The following is a 21235-nucleotide window of genomic DNA, read 5'->3' as shown; positions in this document are numbered from 1 at the left end:
GGGTGCTGCCGCCCCGGCGCCGGCGCCCGCGCCGCTGCCGCCGGTCGGCCCGATCGTCTTCGCGGAAGAGAACAAGGTGCGCCAGGTGGTCACGAACCTCATCGGCAACGCGCTCCGGTTCACCAAGGACGACTCCCCGATCGAGATCGTCGTGGATGTCGACCGCGCGGGGCGCTACGGCGTCATCGCGATCGTCGATCACGGTGAGGGCATCCCGCCGCAGTTGCGCGAGAAGATCTTCCAGCGCTTCTTCCGCGCCGACAGCTCGCGCACCCGCGACACCGGGGGATCGGGCCTCGGCCTCGCGATCGTGGCAGGAATCATCGCCAACCACGAGGGTTACGTCGAAGTCGTCGAGACACCGGGAGGTGGCGCGACCTTCCGGGTCAGCCTTCCGCTCCTCCCCAGCGACACTCCTGCCGCTGCATCCCCCGAACCGGTTCCTCCACCACGGGGGCGTGGCCGGCGTCCCTAGCGTTCCGGCTATGACCAGATACCAGATCGACTCCGAAGCGGTCGCCGCGGCGACCTCGTCCGTTCAGGCGGCTGCCGGCCGCATTCAGGCCGACGTCAGCGGACTGCACGCCCAATTGCTCGACCTCCAGAGCTCTTGGACCGGTCAGGCGGCCGCGGCGTTCCAATCCGTGGTCGCCGACTGGACCGCGACACAGCGGCGCGTCGAGGAGAGCCTGCAGATGATCAACGCCGGCCTCGCCCAAGCGGGGCAGCACTACGCCGAGATCGAACTGCAGAACGCCCGACTCTTCGCCCGCTGACCCACCCAGGTCAGTGGTTTGCGTCGAGTGCCCGCAATCACTCAATTGCCCTCGACGCACATCGGTGCTCTCGAACGACAAAGCGGGCGGCTCCTTGTGGGAGCCGCCCGCTGATCTGTCGCAGTGCGGAGTGGGGTCTCGACACGCGTCGCGCTGCGCGCGGCGCTACTCGACCTTGACCTGCGATTGAGCCTTCCTACGGAAGCCTCAACCTACGGTCAAAAGTCCATTCCACCCGTCGGGTCGCCGGCCGGAGCGGGGTGCCTCTCGGGCTTGTCGGCCACGACCGCCTCGGTCGTGAGGAACAGACCCGCGATCGACGCGGCGTTGAGCAGCGCCGACCGGGTGACCTTCACCGGGTCGTTGATGCCCGCGGCGAGCATGTCGACGTACTCACCGGTCGCGGCGTTGAGTCCGTGACCGACCGGCAGGTTGCGCACCTTGTCGACGACGACGCCGGGCTCGAGACCCGAGTTGAGCGCGATCTGCTTGAGCGGAGCGTCGATGGCCACACGCACGATGTTCGCGCCCGTCGCCTCGTCACCCTTGAGGCCCGTGACGGCCTTGCCCTCGAAGGCGGTCTTGCCGGCCTGGATGAGCGCGACGCCACCACCGGCGACGATGCCCTCCTCGACGGCGGCCTTCGCGTTGCGCACGGCGTCCTCGATGCGGTGCTTGCGCTCCTTGAGCTCGACCTCGGTCGCGGCACCGGCCTTGATGACCGCGACACCACCGGCGAGTTTCGCGAGGCGCTCCTGCAGCTTCTCGCGGTCGTAGTCGCTGTCGGTGTTCTCGATCTCCTGGCGGATCTGCTTGACCCGTCCGGCGATCTGGTCGGCGTTGCCGGCACCTTCGATGATCGTGGTCTCGTCCTTCGTGACGATGACCTTGCGTGCCTGGCCGAGCTGTTCGAGCGTGGCGTTCTCGAGCTTGAGCCCGAGCTCTTCGCTGATGACCTCGCCACCGGTGAGGATGGCGATGTCGGCGAGCTGCGCCTTGCGGCGGTCACCGAAGCCGGGGGCCTTGACGGCCACCGACTTGAAGATGCCGCGGATCTTGTTCACGATCAGGGTCGCGAGCGCCTCGCCGTCGACATCCTCGGCGATGATCAGCAGCTGCTTGCCCGCCTGGATCACCTTGTCGACGATCGGCAGCAGGTCCTTGATGTTGCTGACCTTGCTGTTGACGATCAGGATGTAGGCGTCTTCGAAGACGGCTTCCTGACGCTCCTGATCGGTGACGAAGTACTGCGACAGGTAGCCCTTGTCGAAGCGCATGCCCTCGGTGAGCTCGAGGGTCGTGCCGAAGGTGTTCGACTCCTCGACGGTGACGACGCCCTCCTTGCCGACCTTGTCGATCGCCTCGGCGATGAGCTTGCCGATCTCCTCGTCGCCGGCGGAGATGGACGCGGTGGCGGCGATCTCCTCCTTGGTCTCGACCTCCTTGGCGTTCTTCACGAGCTCAGCGGTGACGGCCTCGACGGCCTTCTCGATGCCGCGCTTGAGGCTGATCGGGTCGGCGCCGGCCGCGACGTTGCGCAGGCCTTCGCGAACGAGCGCCTGGGCGAGCACGACCGAGGTGGTCGTTCCGTCGCCGGCGACGTCATCCGTCTTCTTGGCGACCTCCTTGACCAGCTCGGCGCCGATCTTCTCGTAGGGGTCGTCGAGCTCGATCTCCTTGGCGATCGAGACGCCGTCGTTGGTGATCGTGGGGGCTCCCCACTTCTTCTCCAGTACGACGTTGCGGCCGCGGGGCCCGAGCGTGACCTTGACGGCGTCAGCCAGGATGTTGAGCCCACGCTCGAGGCCGCGGCGGGCCTCTTCGTCGAAAGCGATGATCTTTGCCATGAGTGTGTGTCGTCCCTCCCGGACGTAGAAACTTGGCACTCGCGACGCGCGAGTGCCAGGGTTTATCTTGGCACTCGCCTACGGAGAGTGCAAGCCGCGGGCCGACCGGCTACGGTGCGGGAGGCTCTGTCGGCACCGGCGCCGGGGGTGCCGTGAAGGCGACACTGCCCGCGTTGGGCACGAGTTCGACCCAGCTGTTGCCCGGGGCGAGCTGGATGACCGTTCCCGTGTCGTCGACCAACCGGATGGGGGCGGTCTGCGAATCCTTTGACCACGTCGCGTGAATCGTCATGCCGCCGCTGCTCACCCAGGCCTCACCCGAACCGATCAGCTCGGTCTTGGGGATGCTCTGCGTCACGGTGACGGGCACGCGCACGATGACGATGTTGACGGCCGAGAAGGGCACGCCGCCGGTGTCGAGGTCGGGAGTGCCGTTCTGCGATCGAGCCCACACGCCGCGGGCGGCATCCCACACCCAGGACGGCGCGGACGCCGCACCGAAACGCAAGGCCATCGACTCGGTCGGGGTGCCTCCGATCACGGCCGACGACGAGGCGACATCGGGAGCGAAGGCGAATTGCTGAACAGGTGCCGTGAGGTCGAGATGCCGGGCGATCAACTCCGGAGCCCGCACGAGCACGTCGTGGGGGCCGGGGCGTCCGTCGACGCGAAACATCAGGTCGTCGGTATCGGCCTGTCCGTGGATCGCGTTGTAGACGTTCGTCTGCTGCATCATCACGACGAACCGGTACTGGCCGCCCGAGTAGGCGATGATGCCGCCCAGTGGCGACACGATGTCGGGATCCATCGGGCGGATGCTGCGCACCGGGCCGATCTCGGCGGGCACGTCGGAATGCCACACTGCCACATAGCGGGTCAGCCCGCCCTCGACGAGCTCTTCGAAGACGAGGTCGGTGCGCTCGAGCCCGAACTGCGGGCGGGCATTCGGATGATTGTCGACCTTCGCGGCGAGCGAGGGTGCCGTCAAGGATCCGGCCGGCACCGTCTCGCCCGTCAGCGGCGCAAGAGCGGTCGGCTCGGGCGTGAGGTACGTCGACGAAAAGGTCGGCGTCGGCATGGGGGTCAGGCTCGGGCCCTGATTCGCGCACCCGCCCAGGAGCACGACGACACCGACCGCGGCGAGGGTACCTCCTCGCGATCTCCTACCCCGACTCATGCCGTCATGGTAGGCGGAGGCAGCTCAGACCGGCCGTACCGACTCGGCCTGCGGGCCCTTCGGGCCGGTGCCGACATCGAAGGTCACCGCCTGGCCCTCGTCGAGCACCTTGAACCCGGGCATGTCGATCGCCGAGTAGTGCACGAAGACATCGTCGCCACCCCCGTCCAGGGTGATGAAGCCGAAGCCCTTCTCGGCGTTGAACCACTTGACGGTGCCCTGAGCCATCCGTACTCCTCTGCTGCGTATCCCCGCGATCCCAGACCGCGGCTCTGCTCGAAATGCTAACGGCGGCATGCGGAACGAATTCGCCACCGGCTGGCCGTGCGCGGCCGATCGTCGAGGATTCAACACAGATTAAACACAGCCGTAACATCCCTGACCCCTACGGGGCAGGAATCCCGGAACTCAGGCGGCCGGCGGGGTGTAATCGGCGCCGAGCACGATCGTGACCCAGGCGCCGAGGTAGGCGTCGGAGTTGACGATGTTCGCGGGGTCGGTGCCCAGCAGTTGGGCGAGGCCGAGGGCGATCGGCTCGTACTGCGCGCCGTTGTAGTAGATGACCGTCGACTCCTGGTCGCGCGAGGTGGCGACTGCCGCGGCTGGTTCCGGCCAGCCGGCGAGCGCGATCTGGGTCGAGGCGGCGTCCTCCTGATCGGCGGTCGGCGAACCGTTGAGCACGGAGATCGTCAACGTGAGGGCGGGGTCTACCAGGGCAGGATCGGTCAACGGGGTCGCTTCCGGTTGCGGGGTCGCCGTGACTCCCGGCTCCGCCCCGCCGCCTGCCAGCACCGGGATCTCGAACGAGATCGCCGGGTTGACGCGGGACAGGCCGTACAGGCCGCCGACGATGAGCACACCGGTTGCGAGTGCAGCCCAGGCGAAGTTCACCCAGCCGCGACCGCGCCGGGCGGGCGCACGATGCGCCCCGACGCGCCGGAGGTCGTCAGGGATGTCGTCGAAGCGATCGAGGGGCGTGCTGGCCATCTAGTCGGTACGGTCCTGGCTGTCGGAAGGAATGCTGCTGCGGGAGATGAACGGGCGGGCTCGAGCTCGACGCCGCGAGCCGCGGAGCCGCTGGAGACGGCGTACAAGGAGCGGATCGTGGCGCACCGCGATGGGTGAATCGATGAGCGCGTACAACATTTGATAGTACCGAGCTGAAGAGACGCCGAACTCGGCCCGGATGGCGGCCTCCCGATTGCCCACCCGGTCGGCCCACGATCGCTCGAACGCGAGCAGACGCAGCTCGGTCTCGTCGAGTTCTGTCCGCGGGGGTTCCGCGGCGCGCGGGTCGGTCACGCGGCGATCTTAGGGATGGGCGTCGGGCAGGCCAGGATGCCTCGCCGCGCTCCGGCGGACGCTCAGAGCCGTCAGGCGGTCGCCGTGGGGACTCGCCTCGGCGATCGCCTCACCGTCGAGGGCCAACACGAACCGCCCGGCGGACACCCGGCCCTGCGGCCGGTCGGCGATCCCGCTCTGCTCGAGGGTGACCAGGCGTGCACCCGCCTCGGCGACGGCGACGGGGAACGCCGCGCGTGCCTCGGGCGGCAGGTACACCAGCGTGCCCAACGACACGACGACGAGCGTGAGGTCGGCCGGAGCCTGGGCGGCGGCATCCGCGAGATCGTGCAGCGCGTCGCCGGCGATCACCCGCGGCGGGTCGTCGCGGGCGGTGGCGAGGGCCGCGCGGAGCCGCGCCCGGCGATCGGATCGGTCGAGCGGCACCAAGGCTTCGAGCCACCCGGTGTCGGCGGCATCCGCGACGGAAAGCGGGTGCAGGTCGAGGCCGAGCTGCCAGCGGATGTCGGGGAGCGAATCCGGCACCAGGTCCGCCCCTTCGACGACACAGTCGATCAGCGGCTCGCCGGCGCCGAGGACCGGGCGTTCGCCGAACCGGTAGGCGTACCGTTCCGGGATCGCGCACAGGCCGGCGGCGGCGCCGACCTCGAGCAGGGCGAGGGGGCCGGGGATGCGGGCGAGCGCGACGACGAGGGGCGCGCACCGACCGACCTCGTTCGTCTGAGTGCGACGCTCGCGTGCGACCGCTTCGACGGCGGGCCAGTGCTCGACGAGCCAGGCGCGAAACGCGGGGTAGTCGGTCGCCTCTGCGCCGAGCCAGGTGGCGACCGAGAAGATCAGCGACGGCTGGCGCCGCTCCCGGGGCAACCGGTCGAGAAGCCCCACCACGTCGTCATCCGCGGCCACGCCGGCCGCCCACTCCACGTGCAGGGCGGAGTGCCCCACGAGGTCACGCGTGGCGGCGCGGTCGTACCAGTCGGCCGTGTCGAAGGGCATGGCCGTCATCCTGCCAGGCACCGCTGAACGGCGGCGGGAACGGAACGGCCCCGGCTCGGGTTGAATAGGGAGGCGGCCATCCGGCCCGCCGTGGATGCCCGAAGAGGACACGAGATGAACACCAACGGCAAGGACTACGCGGTCGAGAAGACCGACGAGCAGTGGCGGGCCGAGCTCACGCCCGAGCAGTACAAGGTGCTGCGCGAAGCCGGCACCGAACGCGCCTGGACGGGCGAGTTGCTCGACGAGAGCCGCTCGGGGCTGTACACCTGTGCGGCCTGCAACGCCGAGCTGTTCAAGAGCGGCACCAAGTTCGACTCCGGCTGCGGCTGGCCGTCGTTCTACGACTCGGTGAATCCGGATGCCGTCGAGCTGCTGGAAGACCGCTCGCTCGGGGTCGTGCGCACCGAGGTGCGGTGCGCGAACTGCGGCTCGCACCTGGGGCACGTGTTCGACGACGGCTTCGGCACCCCCACCGGCCTGCGCTACTGCATGAACTCGCTGTCGCTCGGGTTCCACGCCGAGTCGTGACGACCGGTCCGATCGCCGACGGGATGCGGCGGCGGCGCTCGCATCCGGCGGTGACCGACCATGCGCCGACGAAGCGCGAGCTGCTGCCGCTCATCGAGGCAGCGGCATCCGTCGCCGACCACGGCTCTCTCCTGCCGTGGCGCCTGATCGCGTTGCGCGGAGAGGCCCGCGTGCGCCTCGGCGCGGCGATCGTCGAAGCGCTTGGGCTCGAGGGCGGCGCCGCCGAGAAGATGGCAGCCAAACCCCTGCGGGCACCTCTCCTGCTGGCGATCGTCGTCTCTCCGAAGCCGAGCCACAAGGTTCCGGGGTGGGAGCAGGAGGCGGTCGCATCAGGTGTCGCCCACGCGCTGAGCCTCGTGCTCGACGAGGCCGGGTGGGGAGTCATCTGGCGCACCGGACCCTACACCCGCTCCGGCGCCGTGCACCGCATGCACGAGCTGAAACCCGACGAGTATCTGCTGGGCTGGCTCTACGTCGGCGGCACGAAGAAGACGAAGGGCGGCCGGCGCAAGCCGGTGAAGGCGAAAGACCTGCTCAGCTCGCTCTGACTGCGCGGGTCGGCCACGCGGCCACGACCACCGCGATCATCACGAGCACACCTCCGATGACGGTGACGAGGTGAAGGCCGGAATCCGACACCGGCAGTACCAGGTCGAAGACGACGGATGCCGCCACCTGCCCGGCGAGGAGGGCGAGCCCCATGAGCAGCACGCCCGTGTGCCGCACGATGATCGCTTGAGCGCCGATGAAGATGCAGCCCGCGAAACCCCCGAGGTAGAGCCACCACTGCGGGGGAAACTCCGGATCCCATCCCGCGACGGCGATGTGGATCACCAGCGCGAGACCGAGAACGACCGTGCCGACCACGAAGTTGCCGAGCGTCGCCGTGAACGCCGAACCCGACACCTGTCGCACCTGGCCGTTGACGGCCTGCTGCCACCCGACGACGAGGCCGGCCACGAGCGGGATGACCAGGGCCAGGTACGGAGCGTCGGGGCGCAAGCGATCGGAGACGGCGACTCCGACCGCGATGACTGCGAGCGCAGCCCCGACAACGCGACGCGGGGTCGCCGGGGTCGCCGGCATGAGGGGGTATCCCCGGTGCGCGAGCCCCCAGTGGTCGAGCAGCAGCGAACTCACCGTCTGCCCGCAGACCACCGCGATCGTGTAGAGCGCCACCCCGAGCAAGCCGATCGTGAGCCCCTGCCCGAGCACGAAGAACGCGCCCCCCGCGCCCCCGAGCACCAGCCACCAGGGGATGCTGCGCTCCCGCAGGGCCACGGCGACCCGCACGACGCCGCGTCGACCGGGACGCCAGAACACACTCGCGACCGCAAGGATGACGAGTCCCGACCCGAACGAGATGAAGGCGGCCAGGAACCCGTCGCCGAGCCGCAGCCCGAGCTCGCCGTTGATGCGACTCTGGGTCGCCACAATGACGCCGGTCCCAAAGGCGGCAGCGAGGGCGACGGCGAGCCGGGCTGGGGACACAACGGGGATGGGCGAGGACATCAGTAGGAGAGCCCGGCCCGATACCGCTCGCGGCGGTAGTGGCGACCCTTGCCGCGATTGCGCGCCTTGAAGGTCGGCAACTGGCTGTCGCAGTTGGGACAGATCATCCGCACGTTGTCGCGCACGTGGTTGCCGCCGTCGCCGTCGATGTGGTCGAGCACGAACACCAGCGTGGCACCATTCCAGGTCGGGGCCAGACCGCAGATCTGGCAGAACCCGTTCTGCTCCATCATGATCCACTCCCGGATCGCGCGGCGGAGTGTCTGCGGCCCGGGCAAGCCTGTCGCGAGCCATCGCTTGATGTGCCGCTCAGCGAGGGCATCCCGGTGGCACGCCAGTGAGCAGTAGAGACGCCTCCGCCGGTCGACTGGAGCGCGACACAGGCGACACTCGCTAGGGGCCTCGCCGTGGCGGCGTACGCCACGGTTGGTGACCGACGCACTGCAGCTCTTCGAGCAGAACTTGGGGTTGCGGGTCTCGGTTCCACAGTGGGCGCAGGGCTTCATGTGCGCACGGTACGACCGACGCCAGAGAGAGCCTCCTGCCGGTCACGATCCGGCCGCCTTTTCATTACAAGTGAAACGCTCTACCCGATGAGCTAAGGAGGCGAGAGGTCAATCGTACTTTGCTACGGGGCGGGTGTCTCGGTCGTCGTCGGCGTGGGGGTGGGCGTCGGGTTGTCGCTGAACGACTGCCCCGCCGCGCGGGCGACGAACTGCGCGAACTCGTTGGGGTCGAACGCCGTTGTGTACGTGAACTCGACGCCGTTGACGATGATCGTCGGCGTCGACGCGATCGCCTCCACCTCGGTGCCGGGGATCGGGCCGCTGAGCGCCCGCTGGGTGGCCTCGGTCACCCAGACCCGGAACCGCTGCTCAGCGACGCACTTCTCGAGGTTGCCGAGTCGCTCGACGCCGGCCGCCCGGGCGATGTCGATCAGCTCGTTGTCGGTGAGCCCGGGCGTGTTCTCTTCCGGCTGGTCGGCGAACAGGGCCTCGTGGTACGCGAAGAACTGGTCGGGCGAGAGTTCGGCGACGCAGGCCACCGCGTTCGCAGCCCGCAGGGAGTACTGCGTGCCCATCGACTTCGGCGTGAAGACCGCGATCGGGTGGTACTCGACGGTCGCTGCGTTGTTCTCGATCCAGTCGCGCAGTTGGGCGCCGTTGCGTTCCTCGAAATCGCCGCAGTTGGGGCAGAGGTAGTCGTAGTAGATCTGGATGTCGACGACATCCGACGGATTCGGCTCGGAAGCGACCGGGCTGTCGCCGACCTTGAGAGCCGGTGTGCGCACGGCTAGGAAGCCCTCCCCGATCTTGAGTCCGTCGCTCTGCATGTTCTGCGGGCCGCGCGTCGCCGGGGGCGTCGAGGTGATGAGCACGAGCGTCACGATGAGCCCGGCCGCGAGCACCCCGCCGACGATCCCGGCGGTGATTCCGAACCGACGCCGACGGTCGCGCTTGCGGTGCTCTGCGCGCAGTTGGCGCGCACGCTCCCGCGCGGCTTCGCGCGATTCACTCATGAGTCCTCGTTCGGGTGGGTCAAACGGCGCCAAGCTACTGCACGCGCCGGGCCAGGAGCAACCGCGGTCAGAAGGCGGGCCCGGGTGCGAGCGTAGGTGGCCTCGCTGGGAGGTGGCCGGATACCGGCTGAATCGCCGCCGCGCCGACGTGCCATAATCGGGTGGTGCCGAGCGTTCCCGCTTGCGCACGTTTCATCCATTCACTACGGATCGTCCGGCACGTACCTGCCGGTGAACGGGAGCAGTATTCCTATGGCTACGGTCACTTTCGATAAGGCGAGCCGGGTCTACCCGGGCTCGACCATCCCCGCCGTCGACCAGATCGACCTCGAGGTCGCTGACGGCGAGTTCCTCGTCTTGGTCGGCCCCTCGGGTTGCGGCAAGTCGACGACTCTCCGCATGCTCGCCGGCCTCGAAGAGGTCAACTCGGGCCGCATCCTCATCGGGGATCGGGACATCACCGATGTTCCGCCGAAGGATCGCGACATCGCGATGGTCTTCCAGAACTACGCGCTTTACCCGCACATGACGGTCGCCGAGAACATGGGCTTCGCGCTCAAGATCGCCGGCGTCAACAAGGAGGAGCGGGCGCAGCGCGTGCTTCAGGCCGCACAGCTGCTCGACCTGGAGCCCTACCTCGGTCGCAAGCCGAAGGCGCTCTCCGGTGGTCAGCGTCAGCGCGTCGCGATGGGTCGCGCCATCGTGCGTCAGCCCCAGGTGTTCCTCATGGACGAGCCGCTGTCGAACCTCGATGCGAAGCTGCGCGTTCAGACCCGCACCCAGATCGCATCCCTCCAGCGCCGCCTCGGCGTCACCACGGTCTACGTCACCCACGACCAGACCGAGGCGCTCACGATGGGTGACCGCATCGCGGTCCTCAAGGATGGCGTGCTGCAGCAGGTGGGCACCCCGCGTGACCTGTACGAACACCCCGAGAACGTCTTCGTCGCCGGTTTCATCGGCAGCCCCGCGATGAACCTGTTCGACGCCGACATCGTCGACGGCGGGCTGAAGTTCGGCACGGGTACCGCGAAGGTCGACCGCGAGGTGACCGCCAACACGAAGGCGAAGAAGGTCACGATCGGCGTTCGCCCCGAAGACCTGGTCATCTCCACGTCGGGCCAGGGTCTGCCGGTCGAGGTCGATGTCGTCGAAGAGCTCGGTGCCGACGGCTACCTGTACGGGCACACCGAGGTCGACGGCTCGCGCGTCGAGATCGTCGCGCGCGTCGACGGCCGCAACCACCCGAACCCCGGTGAGAACATCATCGTCAACCCGACGCCGGCGCACATCCACGCGTTCGACTTCGAGACCGGGCAGCGCCTCTCGAAGCCGGTCGCGACGAAGAGCGCCGCCGCTTCCTGACCCAACCGCGTTACGGCCTCGCTCCCTACTGGGGGCGGGGCCGTTTCGCGTTCAGAGGCGTGGAAGCGGGGGGAGCGCGGCTCGGGCCGCGATGAGGTCGACGGCGTGGGCATCCAGTCGCCGGTCTTCGTCGCTGACCAGGTCGAGCGACCGCACGGGGAGCGCGCGACCGTCGGGCCCGCGATCAACGAAGACGGTCATGCACAGCGTCGTCGCTGCCATCGCCGTCGGATCGGTCGCCGGCCCTGAGCGCACGTGCACGGCCACGTGCATGCTGTGCGGGCCGGTGTGGATCAGCCGAGCGTCGAGTTCGACGAGGTGGCCGATGCGGATCGGCTGGAAGAAGTGGATGCCGCCCGAGTAGACGGCCACCGCGCGGTCCGACGACCAGCTCGCCGCGCAGGCGAACGCGGTCTCCTCGATCCAACGCATCACCGTGCCGCCGTGGGCGTTGCCGCCGAAGTTGGTGACGGCCGGTTGGGCGAGAAATCGGAACGTCGTGCGCGGTGTCGTGCCGGCATCCGTGTACTGCTGCGCGAGCATCGCGTCGCGGATCTCGCGGCGCGCCTCGAGCCGGCCGGCGGCGTTCTCGTGCAACAGCCGATCCTCTTCCGTTCGCGGCGACCAGGTCGGCACCTCGCGGGGGCGGCCGTCGCTGTCGACCGCCACGAAGACGAGGATGCAGTGGGTCGCCCTCGCGTAGACGCGCGTCTGCACATCCGCCGCTTCGATCACGACGAGCACCTGCATGCTGGAGCGGCCGGTGTGGATGACACGGGCGTGGGCCTGCACGAGGTTGCCGGCGGCGATGGGTCGGCTGAAGTGCACGTTGCCGACGTACGCGGTGACGCAGTACCCCGCCGACCAGCCGACCGCGCAGGCGTAGCCCGCCTTGTCGATCCACTCGAGGACGCTGCCGGCGGCGACGATCTCGCCCCCGACCGTCGAGTCCTGGGGCGTCGCCAGGAAGCGCAGCGTGATGCGGTCGTCCATCGCCCCAGGATGGCAGCTCTAGGCTCGATGGGTGCCATCACCCCCGCTGTCGATCACCTCGGCCGTTCCCGACCCGGCCCTGCTCGACCTGCCGTGGCACCTGCCGCTCGAACTGTGGCCTGATGAGACGATCGCCGCGCTGCCGAAAGGCATCTCGCGCCACCTGGTGCGGTTCGTGCGTTTCGGCGAGCACGTGCTCGCGATCAAAGAGACCACCGAAGAGATGGCGAAGGGCGAGTACGACCTGCTGCGCACCCTGAACCGTCTCGACATGCCCTGCGTCGAGCCGATCGCCGTGATCACCAACCGCCGGGCGGCCGACGGTGAATCCCTCGCGCCGGTGCTGGTCACCCGGCATCTGCGCTTCTCACTGCCCTACCGCGCGATCTACTCGCAGTCGCTGCGGCCCGACACCGCGACCCGGCTCGTCGACGCGCTCGCCGTGCTGCTCGCGCGGCTGCACGTCGCCGGGTTCTTCTGGGGCGACGTATCGCTGTCGAACACGCTGTTCCGCCGCGACGCGGGTGCCTTCGCGGCATACCTCGTGGATGCCGAGACCGGCAAGCTCTACGACGCCCGGCTGAGCGACGGGCAGCGTGACCAGGATCTGGAGATCGGGCGCGTCAACATCGCCGGCGAGCTGCTGGACCTGCAAGCGGGCGGCAGGCTCGATGACGATGTCGACCCGGTCACCGTCGCCGACCGCATCGTCGCGGCGTACCGCGAGCTGTGGACCGAGCTGACGGCATCCGAATCGTTCCCCGAGAACGAACGGTGGCGCATCGCCCGCCGCGTCGAACGACTCAACGACCTTGGGTTCGACATCGAGGAGCTGAGCATCAGCCGCGACGACACCGGCGCCCAAGTGCTCATCCAGCCGAAGGTCGTGGATGCCGGCCACCATTCGCGTCGGCTCCTGCGGCTCACCGGTCTCGATGCCGGGGAGAACCAGGCACGGCGCCTGCTCAACGACCTCGACGCTTACCGCATGGTCGGCACCCGGGCGAACGAAGACGAAGAGGTCGTCGCGCACGAGTGGCTCGCGACGGTGTTCGAGCCGGTCGTCCGGTCGATTCCCCGCGATCTGCGCGGCAAACTCGAACCGGCCGAGGTGTTCCACCAGTTGCTCGAGCACCGCTGGTATCGCTCGCAGGACGAGAAGCGCAACGTGCCGCTCGCCGAGGCGCTCACCTCGTACATCGAGACCGTGTTGCGGCACCGGCGCGACGAGATGACCGTGGTCGGGCCGCCGACCGGGGCGATCGGCGCCGTCACCGGGCCGAACGAGGTCGTCGACTGGCGCGACAAGGTCTGACCCGATCGGCACCGCGGATGTCGGTGCCGACTTGTTTACTTGCGAAGCGACATGCCGCTAAGTACACTGACGCGTAAACATAGGAGACGATGTGACGCGGATCGAACCGGAACGCTCCCGGCTTCCCCGTGCGGCGCGCCGGGAACAGATCCTCGAGGCGGCAACAACGGCATTCGCGCGCACCGGGTTCGCGGGCACGGGGCTCGACGACATCGCGTCGGAGGCCGGGGTGACGCGGGTGATTCTTTACCGGCACTTCGACTCCAAGACGGAGCTCTACCGGGCGAGCCTGGACCGCTTCTGCGCGGTGCTCCGCGCTCACGTGTCGAAGCCCGTCGGTGGCTTCACGGATGCGACGATCGACGGGCTCGTTCGTGCGGCGGCGACCGAGCCGGACGGCTTCCGGCTACTGTTCGTGCACGCGGCCCGAGAGCCCGAGTTCGCCGCGATCGCCGAACGATTCCGTTCAAGTATCACGCGAACGGCTCGCATTCAGATCGCGGGCGTCGTGGCCGACCGCGCCTGGGCCGACTGGGCGGCGGAGCTGGCCCCGACGGTGGCGATCGAATCGATCGTCGCGTGGCTCGACGCCGGGCAACCCGATCCCGATCTCACCGCGAACCGCATCCGCCATCTCATCGCCGAAGTCATCGCCGCCGCCGGATCCACGGTCGAGCATCCCGACTCGCTGCCGCCCACGAGGACACCATGACGGGATCCGCATTCCAGACCGCCAGGGTTCTGCGCACGTGGGAGAAGAGCGCCCCCGACTTCGACCGGAAGATCGCTTCGTTCGAGAAGGGGCCGTTCGCAGGCGGCCGGGAGTGGATCGGGGAACGCGCCACCGGGCGGATCCTCGACGTCGCGACCGGAACGGGTCGCAACCTTCCCCACTTTCCGGCGAACGCGACCGTGACCGGAATCGACCTGAGCCCCGCCATGCTGAGTCTGGCCCGCCGACGGGCCGGCGACCTCGGTCGCGACGTCGCGTTCGAGCAGGGTGACGCCGAGCAGCTGCCGTTCGAGGCGAGCACCTTCGATACGGTCGTATGCGCGCTTTCGCTCTGCTCGATCCCCGACCCGACCGCCGCCATCGGCGAAATGAAACGAGTTCTCACCCCCGGCGGTCGACTCCTGCTCGTCGACCACATCCGAAGCACCTGGCCCCCGATCTTCGTCGCGCAGTGGCTACTGGAGCGAATCACCATCCCCATGGCAGGAGAGCACTTCACCCGACGCCCCTTGATCCTGGTCCAATCGGCCGGCTTCGAGATCGTCGAAGTCGAGCGACTCAAGGCGGGCACGATCGAGCGGGTCTACGCCCGCAAGCCGCGATGATGATCGGACCCGCCCTCGGGGCCGGCCGGGAAGCCGAGGTGTTCCCGTGGGAGCCCGACGCGGTCGTGAAGCTCTACCGAACCGGATTCCTCGGGTACGAGGCGGAGGGCTCCGCCCTGCGACTGCTCGACGTTCACGGCATCGCGCCGAGACTGATCGACGTCGTCGACGTCGACGACCGGCGGGGGCTGGTGCTCGAGCGCCTTCGCGGGTCCGACATGCTCACGATGCTCGAACGCCGCCCCTGGCGTCTCCCGTTCCTCGCGCGACGGCTTGCGGCCGCCCACCTTCGCTTCAACAGGATCACGGCGCCCGACAGCCTCCCCGATCTCCGCGAAGTCATGGAAGCGCGAATCCGTCGCGCGCCGCTGTCCGCGGAGCTGCGCGCGTTCGCCTTACGCGAGCTCTCGGCTCTGCCCGGCGGCGACCGGCTCACGCACGGCGACTTTCACCCCGGCAACATCCTGATGACCGGCGACCGGGATGTCGTGATCGACTGGGCCGGCGCAGCGCGCGGTGCTCCCGAAGCCGACCATGCCCGCACGCTGCTGCTGCTTCGATGGGCCGATCCGCTGCCCGGGACGTCGCCGCTGGCGCGCAGACTGATCGTCGCCGGTCGGTCGATCTTCGCCCGCGCCTACGCGTACCACTACCGGCGCGGTGGGGCGGCATCCCCACATGACCTCTCGTCGTGGCTGACCGTTGTCATTGCCGCACGCATGAGCGAGGGCATCGAGGGTGAGCACCCCAAGCTTCGCGCCCTCCTCGAAGCAGCACAGCGTCGGAGCCTCCGGCACCATGCCGGAACCGACTGAAAGGAACTGATCGGATGGCTGAGACGCTCCCCCGACCTCGACCCGGCGCGGTCAGCCGACTCGCCGGCGTGACGGCGCGGCATCCGATCGCAACGGTCGTCGCCTGGGTGCTGCTCCTGGCGCTGGCGGTCGGCACCGCGGTGTTCGGCCTCACCGGCGAGACGCTCTTCCAGCGACTCGAAGGCGACGCCCCGAGTGTCGACGGGGAGGCCTCTCACGCCGACGACGTGCTCGCCGGCGACGAGGCCGAGCGGGAGTCGTACACGGTTCTCGTCTACGGCGTGCCGTGGACCGACCCGGGTGCCGCAGCGATCACCGCGGATCTCGCCGCCGAGCTCGCGGGCGACGACGCCGTCACCCTCGCGGCGCCGTTCGGAGTTCCACCGCTCGCCGACGGCTCCCCCGATCCGCGCGTCGCACGCCTCGTCGCCGAGGACGGCGAGGGCTTTCTGATCACCGCGACCGTCGAAGGCTCGGCGACCGAGGAGCCGCCTGCCGCGCTCGTCGACGAGGTGCTGACGACCGTCCAGGAGGCGGCGGACGACTTCCGCGCCGAGTTCCCCGACGCGACGGTGGAGGTCGGAGGCAGCTCTCTCATCGTCGACTCGATCCTCGCGATCTCCGAGAACGACCTGCGGCGCGGCGAGACCGTCGCCCTGCCGATCGCCCTCGTCGTCATGCTCATCGTCTTCGGCGGGTTCATCGCCGCGGGAGTCCCGCTCGTCGGCGCGGGAGCTGCGATCGGCGGCGGCCTCGGCATCCTGTTCGGTGTCACCCTCGTGACCGATATCGACACGACGGTCATCAACGTGGTCACAGCCGTCGGGCTCGGACTCTCGATCGACTACGGGCTGCTCATGGTGTCGCGCTTCCGCGAGGAGTATCGGGGCCGGGCCGGCGTCGACGGCATCGGGCGGGCGACCCGGCTCGCCGCGATCGCCCGCACCGCCGGGTCGGCGGGTCGCACCGTCGTGTTCTCGGGGGTGATCTTCCTGATCGCGTCCGCCGGGCTGCTCGTCTTCGAACCGCGGATGGTGCGCGCCGTCGGGTTGGGCGCGATGGCTGTCACACTCATCGCGATCGTCTCGGCGCTGACCCTCATCCCGGCGCTGTTGTCGCTCACTGGTGACCGCCTGCTGCGCCCCGGCCTGCTGACCCGCATCCCCGGCGTCGGCCGGCTCATCTCCCGGTTCGGCGACGTCGCCCCCAAGGAGGGGTTCTTCTCGAAGCTCACGCGACGTGTGCAGCGGCATCCCGCGATCGTGACGATCGCCTGCGCGCTCGCGCTGATCATCGTGGGCAGCCCGATCGCGACGCTGCGGCTGGCGAACACGAGCGTCGACGCGACGCCAAGCTCCTCGGTGCAGTACGACTTCATCCGCACGCTCGAGACCGAGTTTCCGGATGCCACCACCCCGCGGGTTGCGCTCGTGACGCAAACTGAAGCCGACGGCGAGGAGTGGGGGCAGGCGGTCGCCGACCTCGAGCACGTCGCGTCGGTCGGCGACACCCGCGAGGTCGGCGAGGCCTGGCAGACGGATGTGCGGCTCGACGATCCCCAGAACGGAGTCGCCGTCGTCGGCGAGATCCGCGCGGACCGGGCCGCCGTGCAGGCCGACGCGCGGGCCAACGGGCTGGGTGACGCCTGGGTGACCGGCACCGACGCCCGCACGACCGACCTCGGCAACTCGCTGTTGGCATCCGCGCCATGGGCGGTGCTCATCCTCGCCCTCGGCACGATCGTGCTGATGTTCCTGATGACGGGGTCGCTCGTCATCCCGATCAAGGCCCTCGTCGCGAGCGCCCTGTCGCTCGGAGCGTCGATCGGCGTGCTCGTCTGGGGTTTCGAGATGGGCAACTTCGCCGGCATCATGGGCTTCGACGCGAGCACCGTGCACGGCGTCGACGTGCTCGTGCTGCTGTTGACCTTCATCTTCGGCTTCGGTCTCGCGATGGACTACGAGATGTTCATCCTGTCGCGCATCAAAGAGCAGGCGGATGCCGGCGTCGAAGCGACGGAGGCGATCGCGATCGGCCTGCAACGGTCGGGCCGCATCATCACCTCGGCTGCGCTCATCATCATCGTCGTGTTCGCCGGCTTCGCCACGGGCGACCTCATGGTGATCAAGCAGCTCGGCACGGCCCTCGCCGTCGCCGTGCTGCTCGACGCGACCCTGGTGCGGTGTCTGCTCGTGCCCGCCTTCATGACCTGGCAGCGCCGCATCATGTGGTGGGCACCCCGCTGGATGAAGCGCCTGCACGCCCGCTTCGGGTTGACCGACTGACCCGTCAGAGCAGCGCCGAGACCGGATTCTCGATACGGCGCACGAAGGCGGCCATCCATTCGGCTCCGACGGCGCCGTCGACGACCCGGTGATCGGCCGAGAGGGTGACGGTCATGACCGTCCCGACAGCGAGCACTCCGTCGTCGGCAACCGGCTGCTGTTTGGCGGCGGCGACCGCGAGGATGCCGGACTGCGGCGGGTTGAGGATCGCCGAGAACTCGTCGACGCCATACATCCCGAGGTTCGAGACCGAGAAGCTGCCCCCCTCGAGCTCGTGCTGCTGCAGCTTCCCCGCCCGCGCACGTTCGGCGAGTTCGGCAACCGTCGCACTGACCTCGAGGAGTGACATCCGATCGACCCCGCGCAGCACGGGCGTCAGAAGGCCGCCGTCGACCGCGACCGCGACCGCGATGTCGGCTCCCGTGAAGCGCAGGAGGCTGTCGCCGCCCCAGATGGCATTCGCCGCGGGCACGTCGATGAGGGCTCCCGCGACGGCCTTGAGCACGAAGTCGTTGACCGAGACTTTGCGTTCGGCCGCCTCGTTGACCTGAGCACGGAGCGCCATGAGCCGATCGACGCGGCAATGCGCCGTGATGTAGAAGTGCGGAACCGTCGTCTTGCTCTCGGTGAGCCGCCGCGCGATCGCCTTGCGCATGCCCGTGAGCTTCTCGGGGATGCCCTGCGCCGCACCCGCCGACGGGAGCGGGGGCTGGGTCGCAGCACCAACCGGCGCGGCGGCGACACCGTCGAGGTCTCGACGCACGATCCGTCCCCCGGGTCCGGTGCCGGCTAGCGTCGCGAGGTCGATACCGCGCTCGCGCGCGAGCCGTCGCACGATCGGGCTCGCGACGCGCCTGCTGGGATCGGCCTGCGGCGGAGGCGACGCCACCGATGCCTCCGCCACAGGGATCTCTGCCGCCGGCACCTCGGGCACCGGGACCTCCGAGGCGCCGGCGGCGGCGAGCGCGGGCCCGATGGCATCCTCCCCTTCGCCCGTCGCGAGTATGACGGCGATCGGCGCGCCGACCTCGATGCTGTCGCCTTCGCTGACGAGCAGCCGTCCGACGGTGCCCGCCACTTCGCTGGCGTACTCGACGACGGCCTTCTCGGTCTCGATCTCGGCGAGCAGATCGCCGACGGCGAGCTGCTGTCCGGGCTGGACGATCCAGGTCTGGATCGCGGCTTCGGTGACCCCGGCGAGAGCGGCCGGCATCCGCACCACGCTCACCATCAGCGGCCGCCCATCCCCGCGCGCACGCGTTCGAGGCCGGCGACGACCTCTTCCGTGCGGGCGATGGCGGCGCGTTCCAGCACCTTCGAGATGCTCGGGCTGGCCTCGCTTCCGGTGACCCGCTGCACCGGCTGATCGAGCCAGTCGAACAGCCGCCGCTGGATCTCGTCGGCGAGCCAGCCGCCATACGACGTGCCCTGCGCGCCCTGCTCGACGATGAGCACGGCGTTGGTCTTCTTCACACTGGCCTCGATCGTGGCCCAGTCGAGAGACGCGCGGTCGAGCCACCGCAGGTCGATCAGTTCGGCGTCGATGCCGGTCTGCTCGATCGCCTCGAGGGAGTGCCCGACCATCGAGAGGTAGGAGATGACGGTGACGTCGGAGCCTTCCCGCCGGATCGCCGCCGTGCCCGGCGGGATGATGTAGTCGAGGTCGCCCTCGGGGACACGATCGGCGGTGCCGTACAGATCGACGTGCTCGATCACCAGCACCGGGTCCTGGAGCGCGAGCGCTGCGTTCATCAGGCCGACATAGTCGGCCGCCGTCGACGGGGCCACGATGCGCCAGCCGGGGGCGGTCGCGAAAATGCCCGCCGGGTCCATGAGGTGCTGCGAGCCGTAACCCGAGCCCATAGCCACCTTCGTGCGCAGTACGAGCGGTACCGGGTTGTCGCCGCCGAACATGTGGCGGGCCTTGCCGATCTGGTTGAACACCTGATCCGCGGCCACCCACATGAAGTCCGGGTACATGAACTCCACCACCGGCCGGAAGCGGCCGTCGAGCGCGAGTCCGCCGCCGAGGCCGGTGAAGGCGTTCTCGCTGATCGGGGTTCCGAGCACGCGCCCGTCGCCCGGGGCGTCGGCTCCATACTTCTTCCACAGACCCTTGGTCGCTCCGTTCGTGCCGCCGTTCAGGCGGTGCACATCTTCGCCCATCACCACGATGCGCGGGTCCTGCTCCATCCGGCGGTCCATGACCCCGGCCACGGCATCCACGAACGTCGTGTCGGTCCAGGCGCCCGTGTGCGTCGCCGGTTCGAGCACGCGCATCCCGTCGAGCTCGCTGCCGTCGCCGCGGATGCCGACATCGACGAAGCCCGGGTCGGGCCACAGCTCGGGCCGGATGCGGCGCTTGCCGGGGTTGTCTGGATCGGCTTCGACGAGTTCGCCGGCGACCTCGGCCATCACCGCTTGAACCGTCGCGCGCACGGCGAGCGCGCCGGCGTCGTCGAGCAGTCCGAGCTTGGTCATCTCGGTCGCGACGCGCTCGAGCGGGTCGCGACCGCGCCAGGCTTGCTCCTCTTCCTTCGTGCGGTAGCCGAAGGCGCTTCCCGGGTACGGGCCGTTCTGGTGGAAGAACCGGTACACCTCGGCCTCGATCACGGCGGGGCCGTCGCCCGCGCGCATCCGCTCGGCCGCCTCCTCCATCGCGAGGTGGACGGCGAGGGGGTCCATGCCGTCGACCCGCCAGCCCGGGATGCCGAAGCCCTGCCCGCGCACGGACAGGCGGGTGTCGGCGGTGATCTCGGAGACGTGGGTGGAGACGCCGTACAGGTTGTTCTCGATGAAGAAGGCGACGGGCAGCTTCCAGGTCGCGGCGAGGTTCATCGACTCGAGAACCGAGCCGATCTGGCTCGCGCCGTCGCCGAAGTAGTTGATCGTGAGGTCGCTGGTGCCGCCCGCGGGAGTGCTGTGCTTCTGAGCCCAGGCGTTGCCGGCCGCCATCGCCGCGCCGCCGCCGACGATCGCGTTGGTGCCGAGCGCGCCGGCCTCGAACCACTGGAGGTGCATGGAGCCGCCCCGGCCGCGGCAGTACCCGTCGGCGAGCCCGAGGATCTCGGCGAGGGTGCGCCGCAGCACCGTGCGGATCTCGGGCGTCACCGGGTTCGCCAGGTCGAGCCGGCCGCCGGAGACGTGCGTGATCGCCTTGGCGAGGAATTGGTGGTGCCCGCGGTGTGAGCCGTTGACGGCATCCGTCGAGCGCAGCCCGACGATCGAGCCGACCGCACCACCCTCCTGCCCGATGCTGGAGTGCGCGGGTCCGTGAACGAGGCTCTCGGCGGCGAGCTCGAGCACGGTCTCCTCGAAGGCGCGGATGAGGTGCAACTGGCCGAGCATCGTCTGAAGCAGCGCGGGGTCGGCAGCCTTCCAGTCGGCGGGGGTGGTCGAGAGTTCGACCCAGGGCGTCCCGGTCTGCAGACTCCGTCGTTTCGGCATAGGGGCAGAGTAGACCT

Annotated in this window: 22 protein-coding genes and 1 tRNA gene; 10 read left to right on the top strand and 13 right to left on the bottom strand. The window is 69.2% G+C overall.

Features of this window, described 5'->3' with window-relative positions:
* Together WBL06_RS14250 and WBL06_RS14245 are read left to right on the top strand one after the other, a co-directional pair.
* Positions 1-475, top strand: a 475-nt coding sequence (locus WBL06_RS14250) for a sensor histidine kinase (protein WP_424457153.1), incomplete at its 5' end; no start/stop codon positions are given.
* Between the two features lie 10 nt (positions 476-485).
* Positions 486-776: a WXG100 family type VII secretion target gene (locus tag WBL06_RS14245; RefSeq protein ID WP_424457151.1), complete on the top strand. Its 291-nt coding sequence runs from the start codon at positions 486-488 to the stop codon at positions 774-776.
* A 218-nt stretch (positions 777-994) separates the two neighbouring features.
* Here the strand turns inward: WBL06_RS14245 and groL are convergent, their stop codons facing one another.
* The 6 genes from groL to WBL06_RS14215 all read right to left on the bottom strand — a co-directional run bounded on the left by groL (position 995) and on the right by WBL06_RS14215 (position 6098).
* Positions 995-2623 (bottom strand): chaperonin GroEL, encoded by a 1629-nt coding sequence (gene groL, locus WBL06_RS14240; protein WP_424457149.1) that lies wholly within the window; start codon positions 2621-2623, stop codon positions 995-997.
* Between the two features lie 109 nt (positions 2624-2732).
* A complete protein-coding gene (locus WBL06_RS14235) occupies positions 2733-3701 on the bottom strand; it encodes a DUF3048 domain-containing protein (RefSeq protein ID WP_424457147.1) in 969 nt (322 codons plus the stop codon).
* Positions 3702-3824: 123 nt separating this feature from the next.
* Positions 3825-4028 carry a cold-shock protein gene (locus WBL06_RS14230; protein ID WP_424457145.1) on the bottom strand — a complete coding sequence of 68 codons (204 nt, stop codon included), beginning with the start codon at positions 4026-4028 and terminating at the stop codon, positions 3825-3827.
* Between the two features lie 180 nt (positions 4029-4208).
* Positions 4209-4787 carry a LytR C-terminal domain-containing protein gene (locus WBL06_RS14225; protein WP_424457143.1) on the bottom strand — a complete coding sequence of 193 codons (579 nt, stop codon included), beginning with the start codon at positions 4785-4787 and terminating at the stop codon, positions 4209-4211.
* The gene (locus WBL06_RS14220) at positions 4788-5102 is read right to left on the bottom strand and encodes a DUF3263 domain-containing protein (protein ID WP_424457141.1); all 315 of its coding nucleotides are present in this window, start codon (positions 5100-5102) and stop codon (positions 4788-4790) included.
* Positions 5103-5111: 9 nt separating this feature from the next.
* Positions 5112-6098: a DUF2332 family protein gene (locus WBL06_RS14215; protein ID WP_424457139.1), complete on the bottom strand. Its 987-nt coding sequence runs from the start codon at positions 6096-6098 to the stop codon at positions 5112-5114.
* Positions 6099-6212: 114 nt separating this feature from the next.
* Between WBL06_RS14215 and msrB the strand changes: the two genes are divergently transcribed.
* Positions 6213-6629: a peptide-methionine (R)-S-oxide reductase MsrB gene (gene msrB / locus WBL06_RS14210; protein WP_424457132.1), complete on the top strand. Its 417-nt coding sequence runs from the start codon at positions 6213-6215 to the stop codon at positions 6627-6629.
* Between the two features lie 23 nt (positions 6630-6652).
* Complete coding sequence (locus WBL06_RS14205) at positions 6653-7177, top strand: nitroreductase family protein (RefSeq protein ID WP_424457155.1); 525 nt, start codon at positions 6653-6655, stop codon at positions 7175-7177.
* Here WBL06_RS14205 and WBL06_RS14200 read toward each other — a convergent pair.
* From WBL06_RS14200 to WBL06_RS14185, 4 genes are all read right to left on the bottom strand, one after another.
* Positions 7164-8141, bottom strand: coding sequence for a DMT family transporter (locus WBL06_RS14200; protein WP_424457130.1), 978 nt, complete (start codon positions 8139-8141; stop codon positions 7164-7166). The two genes, WBL06_RS14205 and WBL06_RS14200, sit on opposite strands and share 14 nt — an antisense overlap.
* On the bottom strand, positions 8141-8374 hold the full coding sequence (locus WBL06_RS14195; protein ID WP_424457128.1) for an HNH endonuclease signature motif containing protein: 234 nt from the start codon (positions 8372-8374) through the stop codon (positions 8141-8143). Before WBL06_RS14195 ends, WBL06_RS14200 begins: the two co-directional genes overlap by 1 nt.
* A gap of 302 nt (positions 8375-8676) precedes the next feature.
* A tRNA-Thr gene (locus WBL06_RS14190) sits at positions 8677-8749 on the bottom strand.
* Between the two features lie 20 nt (positions 8750-8769).
* Positions 8770-9660, bottom strand: a complete 891-nt coding sequence (locus WBL06_RS14185) for a DsbA family protein (protein ID WP_424457127.1) — start codon at positions 9658-9660, stop codon at positions 8770-8772.
* A 252-nt stretch (positions 9661-9912) separates the two neighbouring features.
* Between WBL06_RS14185 and WBL06_RS14180 the strand changes: the two genes are divergently transcribed.
* Positions 9913-11025 carry an ABC transporter ATP-binding protein gene (locus WBL06_RS14180; protein ID WP_424457126.1) on the top strand — a complete coding sequence of 371 codons (1113 nt, stop codon included), beginning with the start codon at positions 9913-9915 and terminating at the stop codon, positions 11023-11025.
* Positions 11026-11076: 51 nt separating this feature from the next.
* Here the strand turns inward: WBL06_RS14180 and WBL06_RS14175 are convergent, their stop codons facing one another.
* Positions 11077-12018 (bottom strand): acyl-CoA thioesterase, encoded by a 942-nt coding sequence (locus WBL06_RS14175; protein WP_424457124.1) that lies wholly within the window; start codon positions 12016-12018, stop codon positions 11077-11079.
* Positions 12019-12049: 31 nt separating this feature from the next.
* On the opposite strand from WBL06_RS14175, the gene WBL06_RS14170 reads away from it, so the two are divergent.
* From WBL06_RS14170 to WBL06_RS14150, 5 genes are all read left to right on the top strand, one after another.
* Complete coding sequence (locus WBL06_RS14170) at positions 12050-13333, top strand: DUF4032 domain-containing protein (RefSeq protein WP_424457123.1); 1284 nt, start codon at positions 12050-12052, stop codon at positions 13331-13333.
* A 91-nt stretch (positions 13334-13424) separates the two neighbouring features.
* Positions 13425-14045, top strand: a complete 621-nt coding sequence (locus WBL06_RS14165) for a TetR/AcrR family transcriptional regulator (RefSeq protein WP_424457121.1) — start codon at positions 13425-13427, stop codon at positions 14043-14045.
* On the top strand, positions 14042-14671 hold the full coding sequence (locus tag WBL06_RS14160) for a class I SAM-dependent methyltransferase (protein ID WP_424457119.1): 630 nt from the start codon (positions 14042-14044) through the stop codon (positions 14669-14671). Before WBL06_RS14165 ends, WBL06_RS14160 begins: the two co-directional genes overlap by 4 nt.
* Positions 14671-15486, top strand: a complete 816-nt coding sequence (locus WBL06_RS14155; protein WP_424457117.1) for a phosphotransferase family protein — start codon at positions 14671-14673, stop codon at positions 15484-15486. Before WBL06_RS14160 ends, WBL06_RS14155 begins: the two co-directional genes overlap by 1 nt.
* 14 nt (positions 15487-15500) lie before the next feature.
* Positions 15501-17771, top strand: a complete 2271-nt coding sequence (locus tag WBL06_RS14150; protein WP_424457115.1) for an MMPL family transporter — start codon at positions 15501-15503, stop codon at positions 17769-17771.
* Positions 17772-17775: 4 nt separating this feature from the next.
* On the opposite strand, the gene WBL06_RS14145 is transcribed toward WBL06_RS14150, so the two are convergent.
* Positions 17776-18984 carry a dihydrolipoamide acetyltransferase family protein gene (locus WBL06_RS14145; RefSeq protein WP_424457113.1) on the bottom strand — a complete coding sequence of 403 codons (1209 nt, stop codon included), beginning with the start codon at positions 18982-18984 and terminating at the stop codon, positions 17776-17778.
* Between the two features lie 17 nt (positions 18985-19001).
* The gene (locus tag WBL06_RS14140) at positions 19002-21218 is read right to left on the bottom strand and encodes an alpha-ketoacid dehydrogenase subunit alpha/beta (RefSeq protein ID WP_424457111.1); all 2217 of its coding nucleotides are present in this window, start codon (positions 21216-21218) and stop codon (positions 19002-19004) included.
* Positions 21219-21235: the final 17 nt, after the last annotated feature.

The organism is Pseudolysinimonas sp., assembly GCF_049651805.1.
GTDB lineage: Bacteria > Actinomycetota > Actinomycetes > Actinomycetales > Microbacteriaceae > Pseudolysinimonas_A.
The sequence above is the reverse complement of the archived record's forward strand: the minus strand, read 5'-3'. Positions and strand labels throughout refer to the sequence as shown.

Bases quoted from the DNA above. Each gene is read 5' to 3' on its own strand.
- groL (WP_424457149.1), bottom strand. From the start codon at position 2,623: ATGGCAAAGATCATCGCTTTCGACGAAGAGGCCCGCCGCGGCCTCGAG.
- WBL06_RS14185 (WP_424457127.1), bottom strand. From the start codon at position 9,660: ATGAGTGAATCGCGCGAAGCCGCGCGGGAGCGTGCGCGCCAACTGCGC.
- WBL06_RS14140 (WP_424457111.1), bottom strand. From the start codon at position 21,218: ATGCCGAAACGACGGAGTCTGCAGACCGGGACGCCCTGGGTCGAACTC.
- WBL06_RS14245 (WP_424457151.1), top strand. From the start codon at position 486: ATGACCAGATACCAGATCGACTCCGAAGCGGTCGCCGCGGCGACCTCG.
- WBL06_RS14155 (WP_424457117.1), top strand. From the start codon at position 14,671: ATGATCGGACCCGCCCTCGGGGCCGGCCGGGAAGCCGAGGTGTTCCCG.
- WBL06_RS14200 (WP_424457130.1), bottom strand. From the start codon at position 8,141: ATGTCCTCGCCCATCCCCGTTGTGTCCCCAGCCCGGCTCGCCGTCGCC.
- WBL06_RS14230 (WP_424457145.1), bottom strand. From the start codon at position 4,028: ATGGCTCAGGGCACCGTCAAGTGGTTCAACGCCGAGAAGGGCTTCGGC.
- WBL06_RS14225 (WP_424457143.1), bottom strand. From the start codon at position 4,787: ATGGCCAGCACGCCCCTCGATCGCTTCGACGACATCCCTGACGACCTC.
- msrB (WP_424457132.1), top strand. From the start codon at position 6,213: ATGAACACCAACGGCAAGGACTACGCGGTCGAGAAGACCGACGAGCAG.
- WBL06_RS14235 (WP_424457147.1), bottom strand. From the start codon at position 3,701: ATGCCGACGCCGACCTTTTCGTCGACGTACCTCACGCCCGAGCCGACC.
- WBL06_RS14195 (WP_424457128.1), bottom strand. From the start codon at position 8,374: ATGATGGAGCAGAACGGGTTCTGCCAGATCTGCGGTCTGGCCCCGACC.
- WBL06_RS14180 (WP_424457126.1), top strand. From the start codon at position 9,913: ATGGCTACGGTCACTTTCGATAAGGCGAGCCGGGTCTACCCGGGCTCG.
- WBL06_RS14175 (WP_424457124.1), bottom strand. From the start codon at position 12,018: ATGGACGACCGCATCACGCTGCGCTTCCTGGCGACGCCCCAGGACTCG.
- WBL06_RS14205 (WP_424457155.1), top strand. From the start codon at position 6,653: ATGCGGCGGCGGCGCTCGCATCCGGCGGTGACCGACCATGCGCCGACG.
- WBL06_RS14145 (WP_424457113.1), bottom strand. From the start codon at position 18,984: ATGCCGGCCGCTCTCGCCGGGGTCACCGAAGCCGCGATCCAGACCTGG.
- WBL06_RS14160 (WP_424457119.1), top strand. From the start codon at position 14,042: ATGACGGGATCCGCATTCCAGACCGCCAGGGTTCTGCGCACGTGGGAG.
- WBL06_RS14215 (WP_424457139.1), bottom strand. From the start codon at position 6,098: ATGCCCTTCGACACGGCCGACTGGTACGACCGCGCCGCCACGCGTGAC.
- WBL06_RS14150 (WP_424457115.1), top strand. From the start codon at position 15,501: ATGGCTGAGACGCTCCCCCGACCTCGACCCGGCGCGGTCAGCCGACTC.